The sequence below is a fragment of the Spiroplasma ixodetis genome, from assembly GCF_059729505.1.
On the sequence record NZ_AP038353.1, the window covers coordinates 1199891 to 1217531 of the forward strand.

The window sequence follows — 17641 nt, forward strand, 5'->3', positions numbered from 1 at the left end:
TATAACGACCCAAGAAATAGATTTTATATTTGTTTTACGGTTTTTTGTTAATTTTATATATTAATAAACAACTGAAAGGAGTCTAAGGACATGGCAGGAGAGTTAAATACTAAAGCAACAGCAGTAAAAAATAGTCAATTTTATCAAGGCGATTTGGGTTTTGATAAAAATAATAATGATAAAGTAATTATTTATAAAATTTTAACTGGTAAAAAAATTGAGGTTTGTAAAATTATTATTGATGAACAAAATAATATTTTAAAAATTTCTACTAAAACGGAAATTATTAATGAAGATGAATTTGAAATTTACACATTTGTTTTAGAAGCAGATACTGCTGATTTTATCTTAAAACTTATTGCTAAAAATCAAATTAATGCTGAAATTAATTATGCATTTATAAATAATATTGAAGATTCTTATAATATATCTGAATCAGACTCATTAGAAGAAAAAAAGAGAAAAATTAGGAAACTCTTTTAACTATTTATAAATTTCTTCTCAATTATAAACTGAACCATAACACAAAGCTTTAATTTTAAAATCATTGTTATTATTGATAATTTCTAAAATAGTTTGGGCAATAGAAATCCCTGAGGCAACTATATCATCAATAATAATAATTTTTTTTTATTAAAAAAATTAATATATTTAGGTAATAAATGAATCTTATTAGTAATTTCCATTTGTCTTTCGCTAACTTTTAATTTATTTTCTCAAAATTTACGGTAGTTATCAACTTGGAAAATATTATTAATAAATAATATTTTATAATTTAATTTTTTTTTAATAATTTTAACTAATTCAATTATTACTAATTCTAAACTACTAACTGAAGTAGGTTTTTTTGGCATCATAATAAAATAATCTAAATTTTCAAACAAATTAAATTTTTGACCAACTTCAAATAAATTAGTTGCTAATCTTATTACAATATCTTGTTCAATATTTACTTGCTTAATTAAGTTATAATCTTCATTAACTCACAATAAATCCGGATATTGTTTTAAGCCTGGCGATTTAAAATAATTATAATAATAGCATTCAATCTTAAGATTGCTTTGTTGAATTAATCTTTTTTGACCTTGTATTTTCATTTTTTTTACTCCATTTTTCTTTTCAGTTTTATTTTTTTAACTTTACCATTTAGTTTTATCTTTTTTCTATATTTAAAATTATTTGCTTTATACATTTTTGATGATTGATTATTATTATTTTTATCACGGTTTTTATTTTGCTGACCATTTTCTTCTAAAATAAAATCAATAGTTCTAGCAACTTTATTTGCACTTTTTACAAGAACACTGACCTTTTGACCAAGAGCATACTGTTTTCGTTTTCTTTCACCAAACAAAATCATTGCTTTTTCATTAAAAATATAATAATCATCAGTCATGTCTGCAATTCTAATTAAACCCTCAATTGTATTATCTAACTCAACAAATAATCCAAAACCAGTTACACTAGAAATTATACTTTCGAATTTATGACCAATAAATTGCATCATGTATTCTGCTTTTTTCATTTGATCTACAGCTCGTTCACACTCTAATGCTTTTAATTCCATATTACTAGATTGCTCAGCAGCTCAATTAGTAAAACTTTGATATTTCTCAATTATTTTAGCATTTATTTCTCTTTTAACTATATATTGACGCAATAAACGATGAACTATTAAATCGGGATAACGTCTAATTGGCGAAGTAAAATGTGTATAATAATCACTAGCAAGTCCAAAATGGCCAATACATTTATTAGTATACTGTGCTTTTTCCATACTTCGTAATAATAAAGTTGATAAAACTTGAAATGTTGGTAATTGTTTTAAAGAATTTAATAATAATTGTAAATCTTTTGAACTAATATTTGTGATTGTTGGATTTAATTTAATACCCATTAATTTCAGAATTGTAACCATTTGATGCATTTTTTTAGAAAGAGGATGTTCATGAACACGATAAATAAAAGGTAATTTCATATCAAATACAGTTTTAGCAACTACTTCATTAGCTCTAATCATAAAACTTTCAATTAATTTTTCAGCGATATCACGAGTTCTTAAAATAATATCAGTTACTTCTCCATTATCGTTAATAATTGTTTTTGCTTCATTAATTTCAAAATCAATTACTCCAGCATCTTGTTTAAACTTTCATAAAATTTGGTGCAATTCTTTTGCTTTTAGTAACATTTCTCAAATTTGTGGATGTGTTTTAATAAAATTTGGATTTTTACCATTATATCCATCATTTACTTCGTCATAATTCATTCTTCTTGCTGATTTCATAAATGCCTGATAAATTTTATGTTTTACTGTTAAACCATTCTTATCAATTTCCATATCACAAACCATACATAAACGTTCTACTTGTTCATTTAAAGAACAAATACCATTTGATAACTGCGTTGGTAACATAGGAATAACACGATCTGCTAAGTAAACAGATGTACCACGAGTAGATGCCTCTTCATCTAAAGAACTATTTTCTGTTACATAATGACTAACATCAGCAATAGCTACAATTAAACGATAATTACCATTAACTAGTTTAGTAACACAAATAGCATCATCAAAATCTTTAGCATCTTTACCATCAATTGTAACTAATAACTCTTTAGTCAAATCAATACGACCAATTTTATCTGATTCTAAAACTGTTAATGGCACCTTATTTGTTGCTGTTAATGTTTCAACATCAAATTGTGCTTTAATACCAATTTCATAAATAACAGCTAAAATATCAACACCAGGATCATTAATATTACCCAAGATTTTAATAATAGTAACATTAAAAATATTTTGTTCAAAATTTTTAATTTTTGCAACAACAATATTATTTTCTAACGCTTTATCGGGGTTTAAAATATTAACTTCATACTGTTGTAACTTTGCATTTTGAATTAATAATGTTTTTACTTTCGTATCTGCATTAACAATAACAGTACCAATAAGAAGATTAGTATCACGTTTAATAATTTTTAATACTACAGCCTCATCATTCTGATTATTAATTTTTACTAACTTACATAATACTTCATCATTATTTAACGCATTATTTATGTTTTTTATATTAACGTAATATTCTTCTTCACTATTTAATAATTTAACAAATCCAAATCCAAATCCTTTTTTAGTAATTTGAATTTTGCCAATAAATAAATTATTATTTTTTAGCATATAAAATTGTTGTTCTTTATTTTCCAAAATAATTTCACTATTTTTCAATTCTTCTAAATCAGCAATAAGTTCTTGCTGTTGATGATGATTAGTAATATTAAGTTTAACTGTTAAATCAACTGTTGATAAAGGTGTAATACTATTTTGTAACTCATTAATAATCTCTTGCTTCATTTCAATCAATCCCAACTTTATCCTAATTATATAATTAATTATAATCTATCTTTTAAAATTTATAAAAAGGCACACTAAAATGTGCCTTTTTATAAAATAATTATCATTAATTTATAACTCCAATAGTATTAATAAGAATTCTTACTATTATTGCGATAGTAAATAACGATATTCCTAATACTAAAGTGGCAATAGAAAATAACTTACTTCAACCACGTTCTTTAGTACTAGCAAATAATTCTTGATTACCCCCACTTAAAGCACCAAGTCCATTATGATTTTTTTTACCTTGTAATAAACCTAAAATTACTAATAATATAGCGATAATTAAGGCAATAATTTCAAAAGCAAAAATAATTTTTTGACTCATTTTGTCACTTCCACTTCTTTATAATATTATTAATATTACACTTAATTTTACTAAAAATAAAAAAAATTTCATAATTATTATTATGACTTATTCCAAAATTAAAATTTTAATTATGAAATAAGCCTAATATGTTATGTTTTATAATTCTTTTATAGGAAAAATTTATTAACTTTATTCTGGTTCAATTTCTAAGTAATTTCCAACAGCATTTGTTAAAATATTTCATCCATGTTGATTTGTCATCATATAAAAAATGTTTATTTCTGAAAAATTATTATACATAACTTTAACTAAAGTTTTTAAATTACTATCACTTAAACTATTTGCTAAGGTTCCTATAAATTGCGGAAATTTAGTAATTTCACTTAAAAATTTTTTTTCAAAAAGTTGATAGTCATCTTTATTATCTTGATAAATTTCTGCTAATCTTATTCACATATCATTACTAATACCTAATTTAATTTTGCTTGATTCTGTATATTGTGGAGTTTTATTGTCTAAAGGTACGTAATATTTTTCTATTTTATTATATTGATTATGGGAATTGATATCAGCATTTTGAGCATGGGATTAATTATACGCTAAATATGCTATTCCACCAACTATAATTACTCCACCCACAACTCATTCAATAGGTCCTCTTTCAATCATAACAGATGCACCACCTTCAACAACCTCTTCGCGAATAGCAATCGCTCCTTCCTCACCAACTTCTAATAAAGGCACCGCTTCTTCTGTTTCAACTACTGTTGTAGCTTGTGGAGAACTTATTCATTTAACAACTTTATATGCAGGTGGAATACTCATAGTTGTGGTAGTGGCTAGACCTTTTAATAAATATTCATTTTTATTAGATGTTATAAAAACGATTCCGTATTTATGCAATTCAACAATTTTTTCAAATTGTGCTCAACTAGCATCAGTAAAATGTTGTCCATAAATTACTGATAGTTTTTTTCTTGCATTATTTTTACTTTCTGTAGATGTGGTGTGATAAATATCTAATAATTTTTGATCAATAATTTGTTTTTTTAAAATATCACACTTTGGTTTCTGATTTGTTCTAGAGTCTGTACTTTGATTACTGTGTTGATTTCTATTTCTAGAACTAGTTCCAATGTTAAAAGATTGTTCAGATGTTAATGGCAAAACAGCGCTTCCACCTGCTGAAGGTGAAGGGGTTGTTGTTGTAGTGGTGTGCGAATTACTTGGTCTATAATTTGATATATCTTCAAGGGTAGTAAAAGTAACACTAAAATCACAATCATAAATAATATTCAAATTTTGTGTAAATATTATACTGTTTGGACGAAACATATGTGATAATGGAATTATTAATGTAGTTGAAGTTAAAAATGAAGAGAAGTCTATACCAGGCGCAAAATCGAAATGAAAAACTAAATCAGGATTTAATTCTCATAATCTCTCCATAATAGTACTCGGATCATTACATCTAATTTGTCCTAAATTAGTATTTCTAAGTAAAGTTGATAATCTTACGCTTTGTTCATTAATAGTAAAAGTTACATTTAAATCACTATCAAAAACAATATGAGGATTATTCTGTTGAAAATCATAAACATTTTCTGATAAAATTTGAAAATTATTTATGCCTATAGGATGTCTATTTGTAAAACTAGGATAACGTAAATGCAAATCGGGATTTAAAAAATTTAGTCTCTCTATTATTGTTAATGGTGCATTATCTAACAATTCTCCTAACTCAGTTCTAATAAGAATACTTGATAATGTTAATCTTTGAGGTGTAAAGTTAATAGTAAAATTTAAATTTTTTGGAATATTTCTTGCGGGATTTTGATTGTAAATATTAATACCAGCATGCACTATTACATTAATATTTGTAATATTTTCAAATTCAATATTTTCTAAAAATCTTCTCTAGATAAAATTGGATGATTAATTTCTCTTAATCTTTGAATAATATGTTGTTTATCATTCGATTCAATTTGACCAATATTAATTGTTGTCATTGTTTTTTGTAAACTTGGTGGAGTTTGCCTTTTAACTCTTTTTGGAAATTATCCCCACATGTACTAGTGTGGAGGAAAAAATGAATTGAAATGAATTCAATAGCATATTTCAAAATGAAAACGATTGTTTGAAATATATAGCGAAGTTGAAAGTAATGAAATGTATCAGGTGTGCTTCTTCTAGTTTGAATGTTTCTGATTTGAGAAGAATGAGATGTTTGAAATGTCATCAAACATTTAGTATTCTTCATGACACCATTTTTCACAAGTCACAAACACCTTTGACATCTTGGTTTTATCTCATCTTTAGATGAATAAACACCAAACATGGAATTCCATCAACAGATGTTGCAAGGGAATTGGGTGTGACATATAAAACAGCTTGAAGAATGGGTCATGAAATCAGAACTATAATTTGGAATCAAGATGCAGGGTTCATTGATGATGGCACAGCACAGATGGATGAAATGTATCTTTCACATGTAGGTTTTAAAAAACATAAAACCTTGATTGTTGCAGTTTATGAGAAAACCAGCAACAAACTAATTGTGAAAGTATTGAAAAAAGCAGATGAGAAAAACCTTTTATGATTTGCATTGAAACACATTTCTACTGGGTGTTGTCTATTTACGGATTCTTGGAAGGAATATGGAGGTTTCAAAAACTTCTATCACAAACATGAAATCGTAAATCATGAAGTTGGGTATGTGTCATCAACAGGTGTAAACACAAACCAGATTGAATCTGCATGAAAACACATCCGACGAACTTTTTGAACACACATAAAAGTTTCAAAACACAATATTCATTTATATGCAAAAGAAGCTGCATATAAATTCAATAAGATACCTAGTTTTGAAACTATAATTTTGTGTTTGATTTAGATACATGTGGGGATAATTTCCTAGATAGGCTTTTATCTCTATTTATGTGATAAAATTTAAAAACAGTACATAAAGGGATAAAAGCCCTCTTTTTTTTGTAGAATTTACTCTTTCATCTTTTTCTTCTAATTCATTTTCTATTTCGGTTTCTATTTTAGTTAAAGTACCACTTTCAGCAGGAACACCATTAGTTAATGCAGTTGATGCAATGATTATTTTAATAATTTTCTTTTTCATAATATAACCCTCTCTTTAAATTTTTGATAGTGTAATCATTTTATATGATTTATGAAATAAAACAGATTTGATATAAAAATATCCGGGTTTTAGAAATTTAAAATATATTCTTTGATAATTAGAAAAAACACAACATATTGATTTATATCATTAATATTTTCATCAACATTTCAATATTGATTTGAGTTTTTAAGTAGTCATTCATTTATTTGGATTTTTTTATTTTTATTACTTAATGAGTTTTATTTTTTAACTTTTTTAATAAATTTTTCTTGATTTTTAAAAAGTGATATGCTGATAGTTTTGGTTTAATATATTTTGTTAGATATTTAATTATTTTTTTCCGTCATTAATAATTTTTAATTTTGAAAAAATATTTAATTTATTAATAAAATCCTTTCATGTCAAAACTAGTGTTAATTATATAACCAATTGTTTTTAGAATACATTCAGTTTTTTTAAAATTAATGTTCTGGTAAAAAATCTAAGAAACAAGAATCAATCATTCCAAAAACAACATATTAACTATTTTATATATCTTTCAACAATGAAAGTCCATTTTTAAGTAAAAAATATATGTTATAATTTAATAAATAATAAAGAAATATTATAGTTAGGGTGAGAAAATTGAAAAAAAAAATTGGTATTGTTGCTGATTCCTCTTCAGGATTTTCAATTAAAGATTTAAAAGAAATGAATATTGGATTTTGTCCATTATTAATCACTTTTAGTGATGATACAACTATTACTGATGACCCTAACATTCTAAAGGATGAAGAATTCTATAATAGAATAGTTCATGAAAAACAATCTGCCAAAACTTCGCAAACACCACTTGGTCAAATGAGTATAATTTGAGAAGATGCTTTAACTAAATTTGAAAAGATTATTTTTATTCCTTTATCAAAAGGGTTATCGGGTCAATATAACACTGCTACTATGTTATCAAAAGAATCTAATTTTAAAGATAAGGTTTTTGTTTTTGATAGTAATGGTGTTTCAGTTATTAACTGACTATTAGTTAAAAAAGCATATCAAATGTCACTTAACGAAAAAAATAATGTTAATGATATTATAGAAGCACTAAAATTAATAAGAGATAACTATATAGCATTTATTTTACCTTATGATTTAAATTATTTAGTTCGTGGTGGTAGAATTTCAAAATCAGCAGCAGCCTTAGCTACTATGTTAAAAATAACTCCAATTTTATCTTTTGACGGAACCATTGATAAATTTGATAAAACAAGAACATGAGATAAAGCTATTAAAAATACTCTTAAAGAAATTAATAAAAATAAAAAAATAGAAAGTATTACTCTTTTTTACATTATTCATGCTTTTGCTGAGGCAAAAGAAATAGAAAAAGTTACAAAATTTGTTAAAGATTATGGCATTAAAAACGTCAAAACTATTAATTTAGCAAATGTAATTTGTGCTCATACAGGAATTGGAACCTTCAGTTTTGTTGCTTTTAATTTAGATAAAGATAAATTACCAAAATTATAATAATAAAAAATTCACTTTTATGAGAAACATTTAAAAGTGAATTTTAATAATGGCAGGGGTGGCAGGACTCGAACCCACAACACTCGGATCTGAAGGCCGATGTTCTACCATTGAACTACACCCCTAAAATATTTAATTTAAATAGTACATGTTCAATTTTACGCGAAAGAAGTTTTAAGTTCAATTAAAATTTCATTTTTTTTATTTTTAATTCACATTTATCACAAATTCCATGAATTTCTAACTTATAATGTGAAAAATAAAAATTATTTTTAGTTGCTAATTTTTCAAGTTTTTCTTCTTGTAATGGTGAAATTTGTTGTTTATCTTCGAAAGAGGCATGAATAATTTTATTACAAAAATTACAAATAATATGAACGGTATTTTCTGATAGTTCATAAATTATTTGTTTTCCTTCAAAAACATTAGCATGAATAATATGTTCTGTCATTAATAAATCAATAGTATTATAAATACTCATAATATTAATATTATCATTACCTTCTTTTGTTAAAAAACTAATAATATCATTAATACTAACATGTTGCTTAAGCGTTAATACTTTAATAACTGCTTTACGAACATCAGTTAAACGATAGTCTTTATCTTTCAACTTTTGGATAATATTTTCAAAATTTTTATTCATACTAATCTCCTGATAAAATATAATATTACTTTTTTTTATTTTCTGCTGATTCTAATCTCTCAATTTCATTTATTAAATCTTGAACTGTTTTTGTTTGTAAATCCAGTAATTTATTATCATCAATTTTTACATGATGCTCTTCTTCTAATTTAAGAACAATCATTACTAATCCAAGAGAGTCAATTTTTACATCTTTAAATTTAGTTTTCGGTGTAATTTTTTCTTTAATCTCTGGATAATCCTCTTTAACAATTTTATGAATTTCACTTAAAATATTCATAAATTCACTCCTAATTTAAATCATTTTTATTAATAGTTATACTTAGTATAACATAGAGCATTAAATTTTATTTTTTATTTTAAAATATCATTCTAAATAATCTAGTTTTAAATTAGTATTATATTCAAGTCATACAGCATTATTTAAAATATTAAAATGAAAAATAAAATTATTAATTTTTCATTGTGGAAATGTTTTAATAATTAGCTTTAAAAATATGTATTGAAATAAATGTTGATTAAATTGTATTTTATATATAATCTGTGACTGATTTGCTAAGATAGTACTATTTTTATCTAAAATAATTGTAATACTTTCATTTAATTTTTTAATATCAATAGCTTCTTCAACTATCTCTGGATTTAAATTTTCTTTTTTATAATCTACGGTCTCCAATTCTAAATCATATTCTTTTACCATTTCATTTAAATTTTTATTAGTTAAAAAATTTTTGATAATAAAAAATAACATAATACTTAATGTAATAGTGATAGTAATAATTAAAATGCTAATTTGTAACTTACGTATAAACATTTTATAACTTTATTTGACTATGAATTAAATACTTATAATCAATAAAACTAAAGTTATCACTACTATAAAATTTTAATATTTCATTGTAAGTTAAACTAAAATTAGTAGTTGCCACTCAATTTTCACTATTATTTCTTATTAATTTTTTAATAAAAATAGAATGATATGGACCACCAATAATTGGTTCACTACTTTCTTCAATAAATTTTAAATTAATATTATATTTAAAAAAGATTTGAAAATTAAATGGAATATTTATATTAAAGTGAAAATCTTCAAATCTTGGTAAGTCAAATTGATTTTTTTCTATTTCATCATTAAATACTATTTTATTTACAATGCTATTATAAATAGTGCTATAAAATTCTAAATAATATTCATCAATATTTTTTTTATTACGTAATAAAAAAGTTGGTATTTTATTATTTTGATAAAATTTTGATAGATTTTCATTAATATTTAATGATGTATTTTGTTGTAAATCAAAATTATTATTAAATATTAATAGGCTTTTATCCCTTTATGTACTATTTTTAAATTTTATCACATAAATGGAGATAAAATCCTATCTAGGAAATTATCTCCGCATGTATCTAAATCAAACACAAAATTATAGTTTCAAAACTAGGTATCTTATTGAATTTATATGCAAAAGAAGCTGCATATAAATGAATATTGTGTTTTGAAACTTTTATGTGTGTTCGGAAAGTTCGTCGGATGTGTTTTCATGCAGATTCAATCTGGTTTGTGTTTACACCTGTTGATGACACATACCCAACTTCATGATTTACGATTTCATGTTTGTGATAGAAGTTTTTTGAAACCTCCATATTCCTTCCAAGAATCCGTAAATAGACAACACCCAGTAGAAATGTGTTTCAATGCAAATCATAAAAGGTTTTTCTCATCTGCTTTTTTCAATACTTTCACAATTAGTTTGTTGCTGGTTTTCTCATAAACTCCAACAATCAAGGTTTTAAAAAACAAGGATCTTACTTGTTTTTTAAAACCTACATGTGAAAGATACATTTCATCCATCTGTGCTGTGCCATCATCAATGAACCCTGCATCTTGATTCCAAATTCTAGTTCTGATTTCATGACCCATTCTTCAAGCTGTTTTATATGTCACACCCAATTCCCTTGCAACATCTGTTGATGGTATACCATGCTTTGTGTTTATTCATCTAAAGATGAGATAAAACCAAGATGTCAAAGGTGTTTGTGACTTGTGAAAAATGGTGTCATGAAGAATACTAAATGTTTGATGACATTTCAAACATCTTATTCTTCTCAAATCAGAAACATTCAAACTAGAAGAAGCACACCTGATACATTTCATTACTTTCAACTTCGCTATATATTTCAAACAATCGTTTTCATTTTGAAATATGCTATTGAATTCATTTCAATTCATTTTTTACTCCACACTAGTACATGTGGGGATAATTTTCTATTAATATTTTACGTAATATTGTTTCTTTATCATTATATCAATCTTTTACTTTTGGAAAATGCGATACTAGATAACGTTTTATTTTTATTGGCACTAATATTACTATAATTCAAATCATATTGAAACGTTACATCGTCAAGTAATCCTTCACTTGGTTCTTTGTTAATATCAAAATCATAACTATATGCTTCTACAATTTGAAGTTCAATATAATAATAACTGCTTTTTTGCAAAGTTTGGATCGGAAAGCCAACCACTGTAAATTTTGGAATTAAAAATAATTCTTTTTCATAAATGGGGCTGTTTTTTAAATCACTCGTTAAATTCATCTTTTGTTCTAAAAAACTACGCGAATTCAATAAATCAATGCTATTAATATTCATTTTATATCTTTAAATTAAATATAAGTATAAAAAACGCTTAATAGCCGTTTTTTCTAATTTTTCATATTCTTTGATATGATAATATTTTTTTCATCAATTTTTATTTGATTTAACTAAGAACGTTCTAATAATATAACTATATTCATTTTTTTGGTAATAATGATAAAACTGTATCAACAATTTGCACATGTTTTTCATAATTTTTTAAATCCTTATTTATCACTATCTTATTAGCATAGTGAACAGTATCCTCTTTCAAAACATAATTTTCTTTAAAATTATTATTTGCTAATGTTAATTTTGCTTGTTCATATTTAACAAAAATAGCAGCAATTAGTTGCTTATCAGCACTTATCTGTTCTTTCATTATTATCACCTCAATAATAATTTAAAAACAAATAATTATTTTTCCTCTATTTTATTTATATTTAACTTACTATTTAATATGATCTTGCAAAATAAGTTCAGACACTATTAGGAGTTTGACACTTAAAACAATTACTTGGTTTTTTATATGGTTCTAAAGGAATACAACGTGATGTTGTACCAGTTAAACTTTTAATTTCTTCTTCACACTTTATTTGATCACAAAAAGGTACAATAAAGAAACCTTTATGAATTTTAACTAATTTATGATATTCATTAAAATCTGTTAATTCTTTTAAACTTGTATTTAATTTTTTTTGTGAACTATTAAATAAATCTTTATTTAATTTATTTAATTGATTAATAATAGTTGTTACTAATAATTTTTCATTATTAATTTCAACATCAATAGTATCTAAATTATGACGTAAAATTAATTTAATTACTTGGTTTTCAATTTCTTGCTCACCAATTGCAATAGTAATTGGAATACCTTTAATTTGACTTTCACTTTTCTTATAAGAAAAACTTTTATTATCTTCATTTATTAATACTCGGAAATGAGAACTTAAAATTTTAAATATTCTTTCAACAGTTATTTTAAATTTATCACTTTTAGGTGATAAATTTAAAAGCATAATCTGATGCGGTGCAATTGTAGATGGCAATACTAAACCTAGATCATCGCTATGTGCCATAATTAAAGCACCAATTAATCTTGTCGATACACCTCATGATGTTTGATATCCTAATTCTTGTTTATTGTCTTTATTGCTAAATTTAATATTAAATACCTTTGTGAACTCTTGGCCAAAATAATGACTAGTACCGGCTTGTAATGCTTGTCCATCTTGCATCATAGTTTCAATTGTATATGTCATTTTTGCCCCAGCAAAACGTTCGTGAATTGTTTTTGCACCAACAATAACTTTAATTGCTAATTGTTGTTGAACAAAATCAGCATACAACTTAATCATTTTTAATGTAAAGTTTTTTGCTTCTTCATCGTTATTATGCATTGTATGTCCTTCTTGTCATAAAAATTCACTAGTTCTTAAGAATGGTTTTGTATTTTTTTCTCATCTAAAAACATTACATCATTGATTATATAATAATGGTAATTGTTTATATGAACTAATTATTTTTGAAAAATGACGACAAAATAAAACTTCTGAAGTAGGACGAATAATTAGTTTCTCTGATAATTGATTATTTCCAACTTTAGTTACAGTTGCACATTCTGGTGCAAAACCCTCAATATGATCTTTTTCAACTTGAAATGCTTTTTGACTAATTAAAAGTGGTAACATTACATTTTCAATATTTAAAATTTTAAATTTTTGATTTAATAAATGTTGAATGTTTTCTCAAATTGCATATCCGCAAGGACGAAAAATAATGGTACCGGCTGCCGAACCATTTTCTGCACCATAATCACAAAGTTCTGCTTGCTTAATAACATCAGTATATCATTTGGCAAAATCAATCTCTCTTGCTGTAATATTTTTATTCTTTGCATTATTCATAATGATCTATTCACCTTTCGTTGATTGACTTTTATGTCATTTCCAATAATTTGGATAATTTAAAGCATCTAGCACTTTATTTGCTTGTTCTGATTCTAATACTTTTCCTAGTAAATAGTCAACCTTTAATCCTTTTAAAACAATAATTTCAGGAACATTAATAATACCACGAGCTAAAATATTTTTAATACCTAAAATTCTTAAATAATGCAAACAAATAATAACATCAATATATTTACTAAAACTAAAAGTAACTTGTTCTAATAAATTAGAAGTTAAAACTACATAATCAGGCTTAAAATGATTAATTAATTTAAAATTATCAATATGACGTAAATCATGAGTAAAAGAAATTTTTATTTTATTACTACGAATAGTTTTAATAATTGAATCATACTTATTCCAACTATTAATTTCACCAATATCTTGAAAATCAAAAATTAAATCACAATTTTCAAAAAGATTTTTTCTCTTATTAACAAGAGCAATCAACTTTGTTAAAATAGTTTTATCTTGTAACTCAATTAAACTAACAGAAAGAATAAGGTTTTTTTCTTGTTTTAATTTCGCAAATTTTTCAAATGTTTGAATAAATAAAGGTTCATTTAGTTTTCATCACAATCCTGAATCTTGAATATTACGCATCAAAACAATAAACGAAACATAATAAGAGTTTTTAACAAAATTTCATCAAGCATAGTAACAATTTGGCTCATTTGAATTATCACTTTTATATACTGGTCTAATACTAACACTTAATAATTTTTTCATTTGCTCTGATTGTAGAAGTGAATAATGATTATAATCAGGATAATTTAAAATATCATTTGTCTTCAATTTAATTTCAATTAAGTCTCTACTTTGTACTACTTCTAATTGATTCTTATCAATAATTTTATTATATAATATATAGACATTTGAAGCATCAGTTTTTACTGAAGCATAAACACATAATATTTGACTTTGAATCTGCAAATAACTACTTTTTTCTACTAAATTACGTTTAATATAACTATTTATTTTTTTTTGGAATCGATATAAATTTATTTTCTTATTTCTAGAATAAATTAAAAACTGACCATCATAATATTTACAAATAATAGTATCATCTAATCCTAAAGTTATTTTACTATAATATGAAATTAATAATTCCATTTGTTCAATATTATTAACAGTTAAAATATTTTCTAATGCTAAATAATTTTTTATTTTTATTAAAATCATATATTCAAATTGACTATTTATTTTTTTATTATATTTTTTTTGACTAAAATTATCTAAAATAGTTTGCACAAAAACTGACTTTACCACTGTTAACTCATTTTGTTGTAAAATAATTGCTTGTGAAATAGCAAAACGATTATAACGAATATTACTTTGCATTTGACCATACAAAACTTTATTATTATCAAAATAATCAATTGATAAATCATAAACAATAACTTTACTTCCTAATTGAAAAGAAACCGAAAAATGACACGGCTCAAATGGAACTTTATTCACTAATAAATCTTGAATAAAAATTTCAATTTTTACTTTAGTTTTACGATTCATCATTGATTTAAATACAAACAATGAAATTCGTTTTTTACGATTTAAAACTTCTAAGCGTTCAGAAAAAGTAATAATTTCATTTTTTAAATCAATTTTCAATGGAACTAAACTTAACAAATCACCATGGATAACATTATAATATTGATTATTACGATGATTTAAACGCATAAATAAAATAATTATTATTGTCATAAAAGGAATTAAAGCAATAATTACAATTGCAGATCAACGCATAATTTTACCTCCATTTAATCAGAACCTAAAGTAATATTACCATTATTTCCTTGGAAAAGTTTTAACTTTAGTCTTTGATTATCAATATATAATTTAGCTAAACGAAACATTTTGCGATCTTTAACCAAAATTCAATCAATAGCTTCAACAGGAATTGTTTCATATATTTGAACACGATTAGTATCAACATTTAAACCTCAATCTTTAACAGTGTTTTGAAATAATTTATGAATATCAACAGAAATAACAGTTATTTTATTAACATCAACATTTTGCTCTGCACATCACTTTCAAAAAAAATGACGTGTTGAATTACCTAACTCTAATTCTAAATAAGTAATGTGTTCTAAATAAGTTCAAACAATATATTCTTGCTTTGGCAATAATTTAATTTGTGAAGAAGGTTTAATTCCTTGTTCTAATATTAATGTAATGTTACTAACATCAGTATAAAAAAATAAGTTAAAAATATTTTTATTTTCTAAATGTTTAATAATTTGAATAGTTGATCTTCTTCTAAAATTTAAAAAAATATTATTGCGCTTTTTATTATTCGTTAAAGTAGAAGATTTATTAGATTTTTTTTGTTTTTTAAACCTATTAAAAAAGGGAGTTTTTTTTTCATTGTCTTCTGATAATTTAGAAATATCCAAATTAGGTTGATTTTCATCACTAAAATATTCTTTAATTTTTTTAATTCGTCGACTTCAACCCATAAATTATGACCACCTTATTATTAATATTTACCTAAAATTATACTAAATTTTTTTAAAATAATGGTGCTAAAATTCTAAGCAATAATAAAAATACACCCCGATAGGCAAAACTACGATGTAGTAGTGGATTACTAATAATTAAACTAGAATGAATAAAATCTTTTTCAAATGAAGCAGATAAATCACTATTTGTTTTACTATCATAAACAATTACTAAAGTTTGATGATCTGAATAAAGACTACGATAATCAAAATTAGTTGAACCAATAATAGTAATATCATCATCAAAAATACCAGACTTAGAATGGTTAAAAACATTATTATATTCATAAATTTTAACACCTGACTCAATCAATGAATCATAATAAGTTCTTGACATATCTAATGATAAAAATTTATCAGTAATTCCGGGTAATGATAATCTAACATCAACACCAGAATAAGCACTATTACGCAATGCAGTAATTAAATCGCTAGTTGGAATTAAATAAGGAGTACTAATTCAAACTCGCTTTTTAGCATTACTAATAAATTTAATAAATAAATCTTTTTGAATTGTTTCTTTAGTAATCGGTCCATCATCAATTACTTGGACAATAATATTATTTTTAATTTTTATTTCAGATTTTTCAGCACTAATATCAAGAATATTACCAGTAATAAAATGCCAATCTTGTCTAAATATTAAATCAATTGATTTAACAACTTCCCCGACAATTCTAATTTGGGTATCTCTTCAAAAGCCATACTTTGCAGAAAGATAAATATAGTTATCTGCTAAGTTAACTCCACCAGCATAGCCAATATTCCCATCAATAATGATATCTTTACGATGATTACGAAAATTATAATTTCCTGTCATAAATGGTAATCTAACTGGTGAAAATTTATGAATAATAATTCCCATTTTTTTCATTTTTCATATTTTATATTTAGATAAACTAAAATATGAACCAACAGCATCATAAATCATATAAACTTTAACTCCTGCTTCAATCCTTGCTTTTAAAACATTAATAATTACTTCTAATAGTTCCCCTTCACCAAGAATAAAATAATTAATAAAAATATAACTTTTTGCTTGTTTTAAATCTTCAATTAATTTAACAAATTTATTAGGACCATTATTTAAAATTTGAACATCAGTATTATTATAAAATGGTCGATGAGAAATTCTTGTTGTATAGTTAAATAAAGATAAAGTATCATCACTCAAAGTTATTTTTTTTGATTCTAAAATTGAATTAGCAAAAGTTCAATCTTCTTGGGTATAAAAATAACTATTTGTTTTTAAATAAGCTTTTTGTTTTCGTCGATAACGATAAGGACGACCAAAAGTTCAATATAAAAAAATACCGATGATTGGCAAACATAAGGTAACCATAATTCATGATAGTTTTGCATCTTGCATACGATTGGTAATAAAAATAATAATACCAGTTAAAATAGTTAAAGTAATAATTATCATCAAAATAATTCATGAATATTTAATATAATTAAATATAACGAAAACTATTGTTGCAATCAAAGCAATATATAAGATTAATGATAAAAGTAAGTTTACTCGTTTACGCATGATTTCTCCTTAATATAAAGAGTTCTTT

The 17641-nt window shown here is 24.2% G+C and carries 19 protein-coding genes and 1 tRNA gene; 3 read left to right on the forward strand and 17 right to left on the reverse strand.

Features of this window, described 5'->3' with window-relative positions:
• Positions 1–90 precede the first annotated feature (90 nt).
• Complete coding sequence (locus AC6I4F_RS07845) at positions 91–483, forward strand: hypothetical protein (protein ID WP_497873480.1); 393 nt, start codon at positions 91–93, stop codon at positions 481–483.
• A 119-nt stretch (positions 484–602) separates the two neighbouring features.
• On the opposite strand, the gene AC6I4F_RS07850 is transcribed toward AC6I4F_RS07845, so the two are convergent.
• From AC6I4F_RS07850 to AC6I4F_RS07870, 5 genes are all read right to left on the reverse strand, one after another.
• Entirely contained in the window at positions 603–1097 is a 495-nt protein-coding gene (locus AC6I4F_RS07850) for a hypothetical protein (RefSeq protein WP_497873481.1), read from the reverse strand.
• Positions 1098–1102: 5 nt separating this feature from the next.
• Complete coding sequence (gene rnr / locus AC6I4F_RS07855) at positions 1103–3352, reverse strand: ribonuclease R (RefSeq protein ID WP_497873482.1); 2250 nt, start codon at positions 3350–3352, stop codon at positions 1103–1105.
• Between the two features lie 106 nt (positions 3353–3458).
• Complete coding sequence (gene secG, locus AC6I4F_RS07860; RefSeq protein ID WP_497873483.1) at positions 3459–3722, reverse strand: preprotein translocase subunit SecG; 264 nt, start codon at positions 3720–3722, stop codon at positions 3459–3461.
• A 171-nt stretch (positions 3723–3893) separates the two neighbouring features.
• Positions 3894–4160, reverse strand: coding sequence for a hypothetical protein (locus AC6I4F_RS07865; protein ID WP_497873484.1), 267 nt, complete (start codon positions 4158–4160; stop codon positions 3894–3896).
• Between the two features lie 132 nt (positions 4161–4292).
• A complete protein-coding gene (locus AC6I4F_RS07870) occupies positions 4293–5567 on the reverse strand; it encodes a hypothetical protein (RefSeq protein WP_497873485.1) in 1275 nt (424 codons plus the stop codon).
• A 187-nt stretch (positions 5568–5754) separates the two neighbouring features.
• Between AC6I4F_RS07870 and AC6I4F_RS07875 the strand changes: the two genes are divergently transcribed.
• Positions 5755–6597: an IS1595 family transposase gene (locus AC6I4F_RS07875; protein ID WP_497873486.1), complete on the forward strand. Its 843-nt coding sequence runs from the start codon at positions 5755–5757 to the stop codon at positions 6595–6597.
• Between the two features lie 42 nt (positions 6598–6639).
• Here AC6I4F_RS07875 and AC6I4F_RS07880 read toward each other — a convergent pair whose 3' ends face one another.
• A complete protein-coding gene (locus AC6I4F_RS07880) occupies positions 6640–6834 on the reverse strand; it encodes a hypothetical protein (protein WP_497873487.1) in 195 nt (64 codons plus the stop codon).
• Positions 6835–7461: 627 nt separating this feature from the next.
• Between AC6I4F_RS07880 and AC6I4F_RS07885 the strand changes: the two genes are divergently transcribed.
• Positions 7462–8343 (forward strand): DegV family protein, encoded by an 882-nt coding sequence (locus tag AC6I4F_RS07885; RefSeq protein WP_338974073.1) that lies wholly within the window; start codon positions 7462–7464, stop codon positions 8341–8343.
• Positions 8344–8393: 50 nt separating this feature from the next.
• Here the strand turns inward: AC6I4F_RS07885 and AC6I4F_RS07890 are convergent.
• The 11 genes from AC6I4F_RS07890 to cls all read right to left on the reverse strand — a co-directional run bounded on the left by AC6I4F_RS07890 (position 8394) and on the right by cls (position 17613).
• Positions 8394–8468, reverse strand: a tRNA-Trp gene (locus AC6I4F_RS07890).
• Between the two features lie 59 nt (positions 8469–8527).
• Complete coding sequence (locus tag AC6I4F_RS07895; RefSeq protein ID WP_252319930.1) at positions 8528–8989, reverse strand: Fur family transcriptional regulator; 462 nt, start codon at positions 8987–8989, stop codon at positions 8528–8530.
• A 25-nt stretch (positions 8990–9014) separates the two neighbouring features.
• Positions 9015–9269, reverse strand: coding sequence for an acyl carrier protein (locus AC6I4F_RS07900; RefSeq protein ID WP_281748951.1), 255 nt, complete (start codon positions 9267–9269; stop codon positions 9015–9017).
• A 60-nt stretch (positions 9270–9329) separates the two neighbouring features.
• A complete protein-coding gene (locus tag AC6I4F_RS07905) occupies positions 9330–9740 on the reverse strand; it encodes a hypothetical protein (RefSeq protein WP_497873488.1) in 411 nt (136 codons plus the stop codon).
• A gap of 705 nt (positions 9741–10445) precedes the next feature.
• The gene (locus AC6I4F_RS07910) at positions 10446–11219 is read right to left on the reverse strand and encodes an IS1595 family transposase (protein WP_497873489.1); all 774 of its coding nucleotides are present in this window, start codon (positions 11217–11219) and stop codon (positions 10446–10448) included.
• A 71-nt stretch (positions 11220–11290) separates the two neighbouring features.
• Positions 11291–11641 carry a hypothetical protein gene (locus AC6I4F_RS07915; protein WP_497873490.1) on the reverse strand — a complete coding sequence of 117 codons (351 nt, stop codon included), beginning with the start codon at positions 11639–11641 and terminating at the stop codon, positions 11291–11293.
• A 136-nt stretch (positions 11642–11777) separates the two neighbouring features.
• Positions 11778–12008, reverse strand: coding sequence for a hypothetical protein (locus tag AC6I4F_RS07920; protein WP_497873491.1), 231 nt, complete (start codon positions 12006–12008; stop codon positions 11778–11780).
• Positions 12009–12081: 73 nt separating this feature from the next.
• The gene (proS, locus tag AC6I4F_RS07925) at positions 12082–13533 is read right to left on the reverse strand and encodes a proline--tRNA ligase (RefSeq protein ID WP_497873492.1); all 1452 of its coding nucleotides are present in this window, start codon (positions 13531–13533) and stop codon (positions 12082–12084) included.
• A gap of 6 nt (positions 13534–13539) precedes the next feature.
• The gene (locus AC6I4F_RS07930; protein WP_497873493.1) at positions 13540–15321 is read right to left on the reverse strand and encodes a hypothetical protein; all 1782 of its coding nucleotides are present in this window, start codon (positions 15319–15321) and stop codon (positions 13540–13542) included.
• Between the two features lie 14 nt (positions 15322–15335).
• Entirely contained in the window at positions 15336–16037 is a 702-nt protein-coding gene (locus AC6I4F_RS07935) for an acetyltransferase (protein WP_497873494.1), read from the reverse strand.
• Positions 16038–16089: 52 nt separating this feature from the next.
• Positions 16090–17613, reverse strand: a complete 1524-nt coding sequence (gene cls, locus AC6I4F_RS07940) for a cardiolipin synthase (protein WP_497873495.1) — start codon at positions 17611–17613, stop codon at positions 16090–16092.
• Positions 17614–17641: the final 28 nt, after the last annotated feature.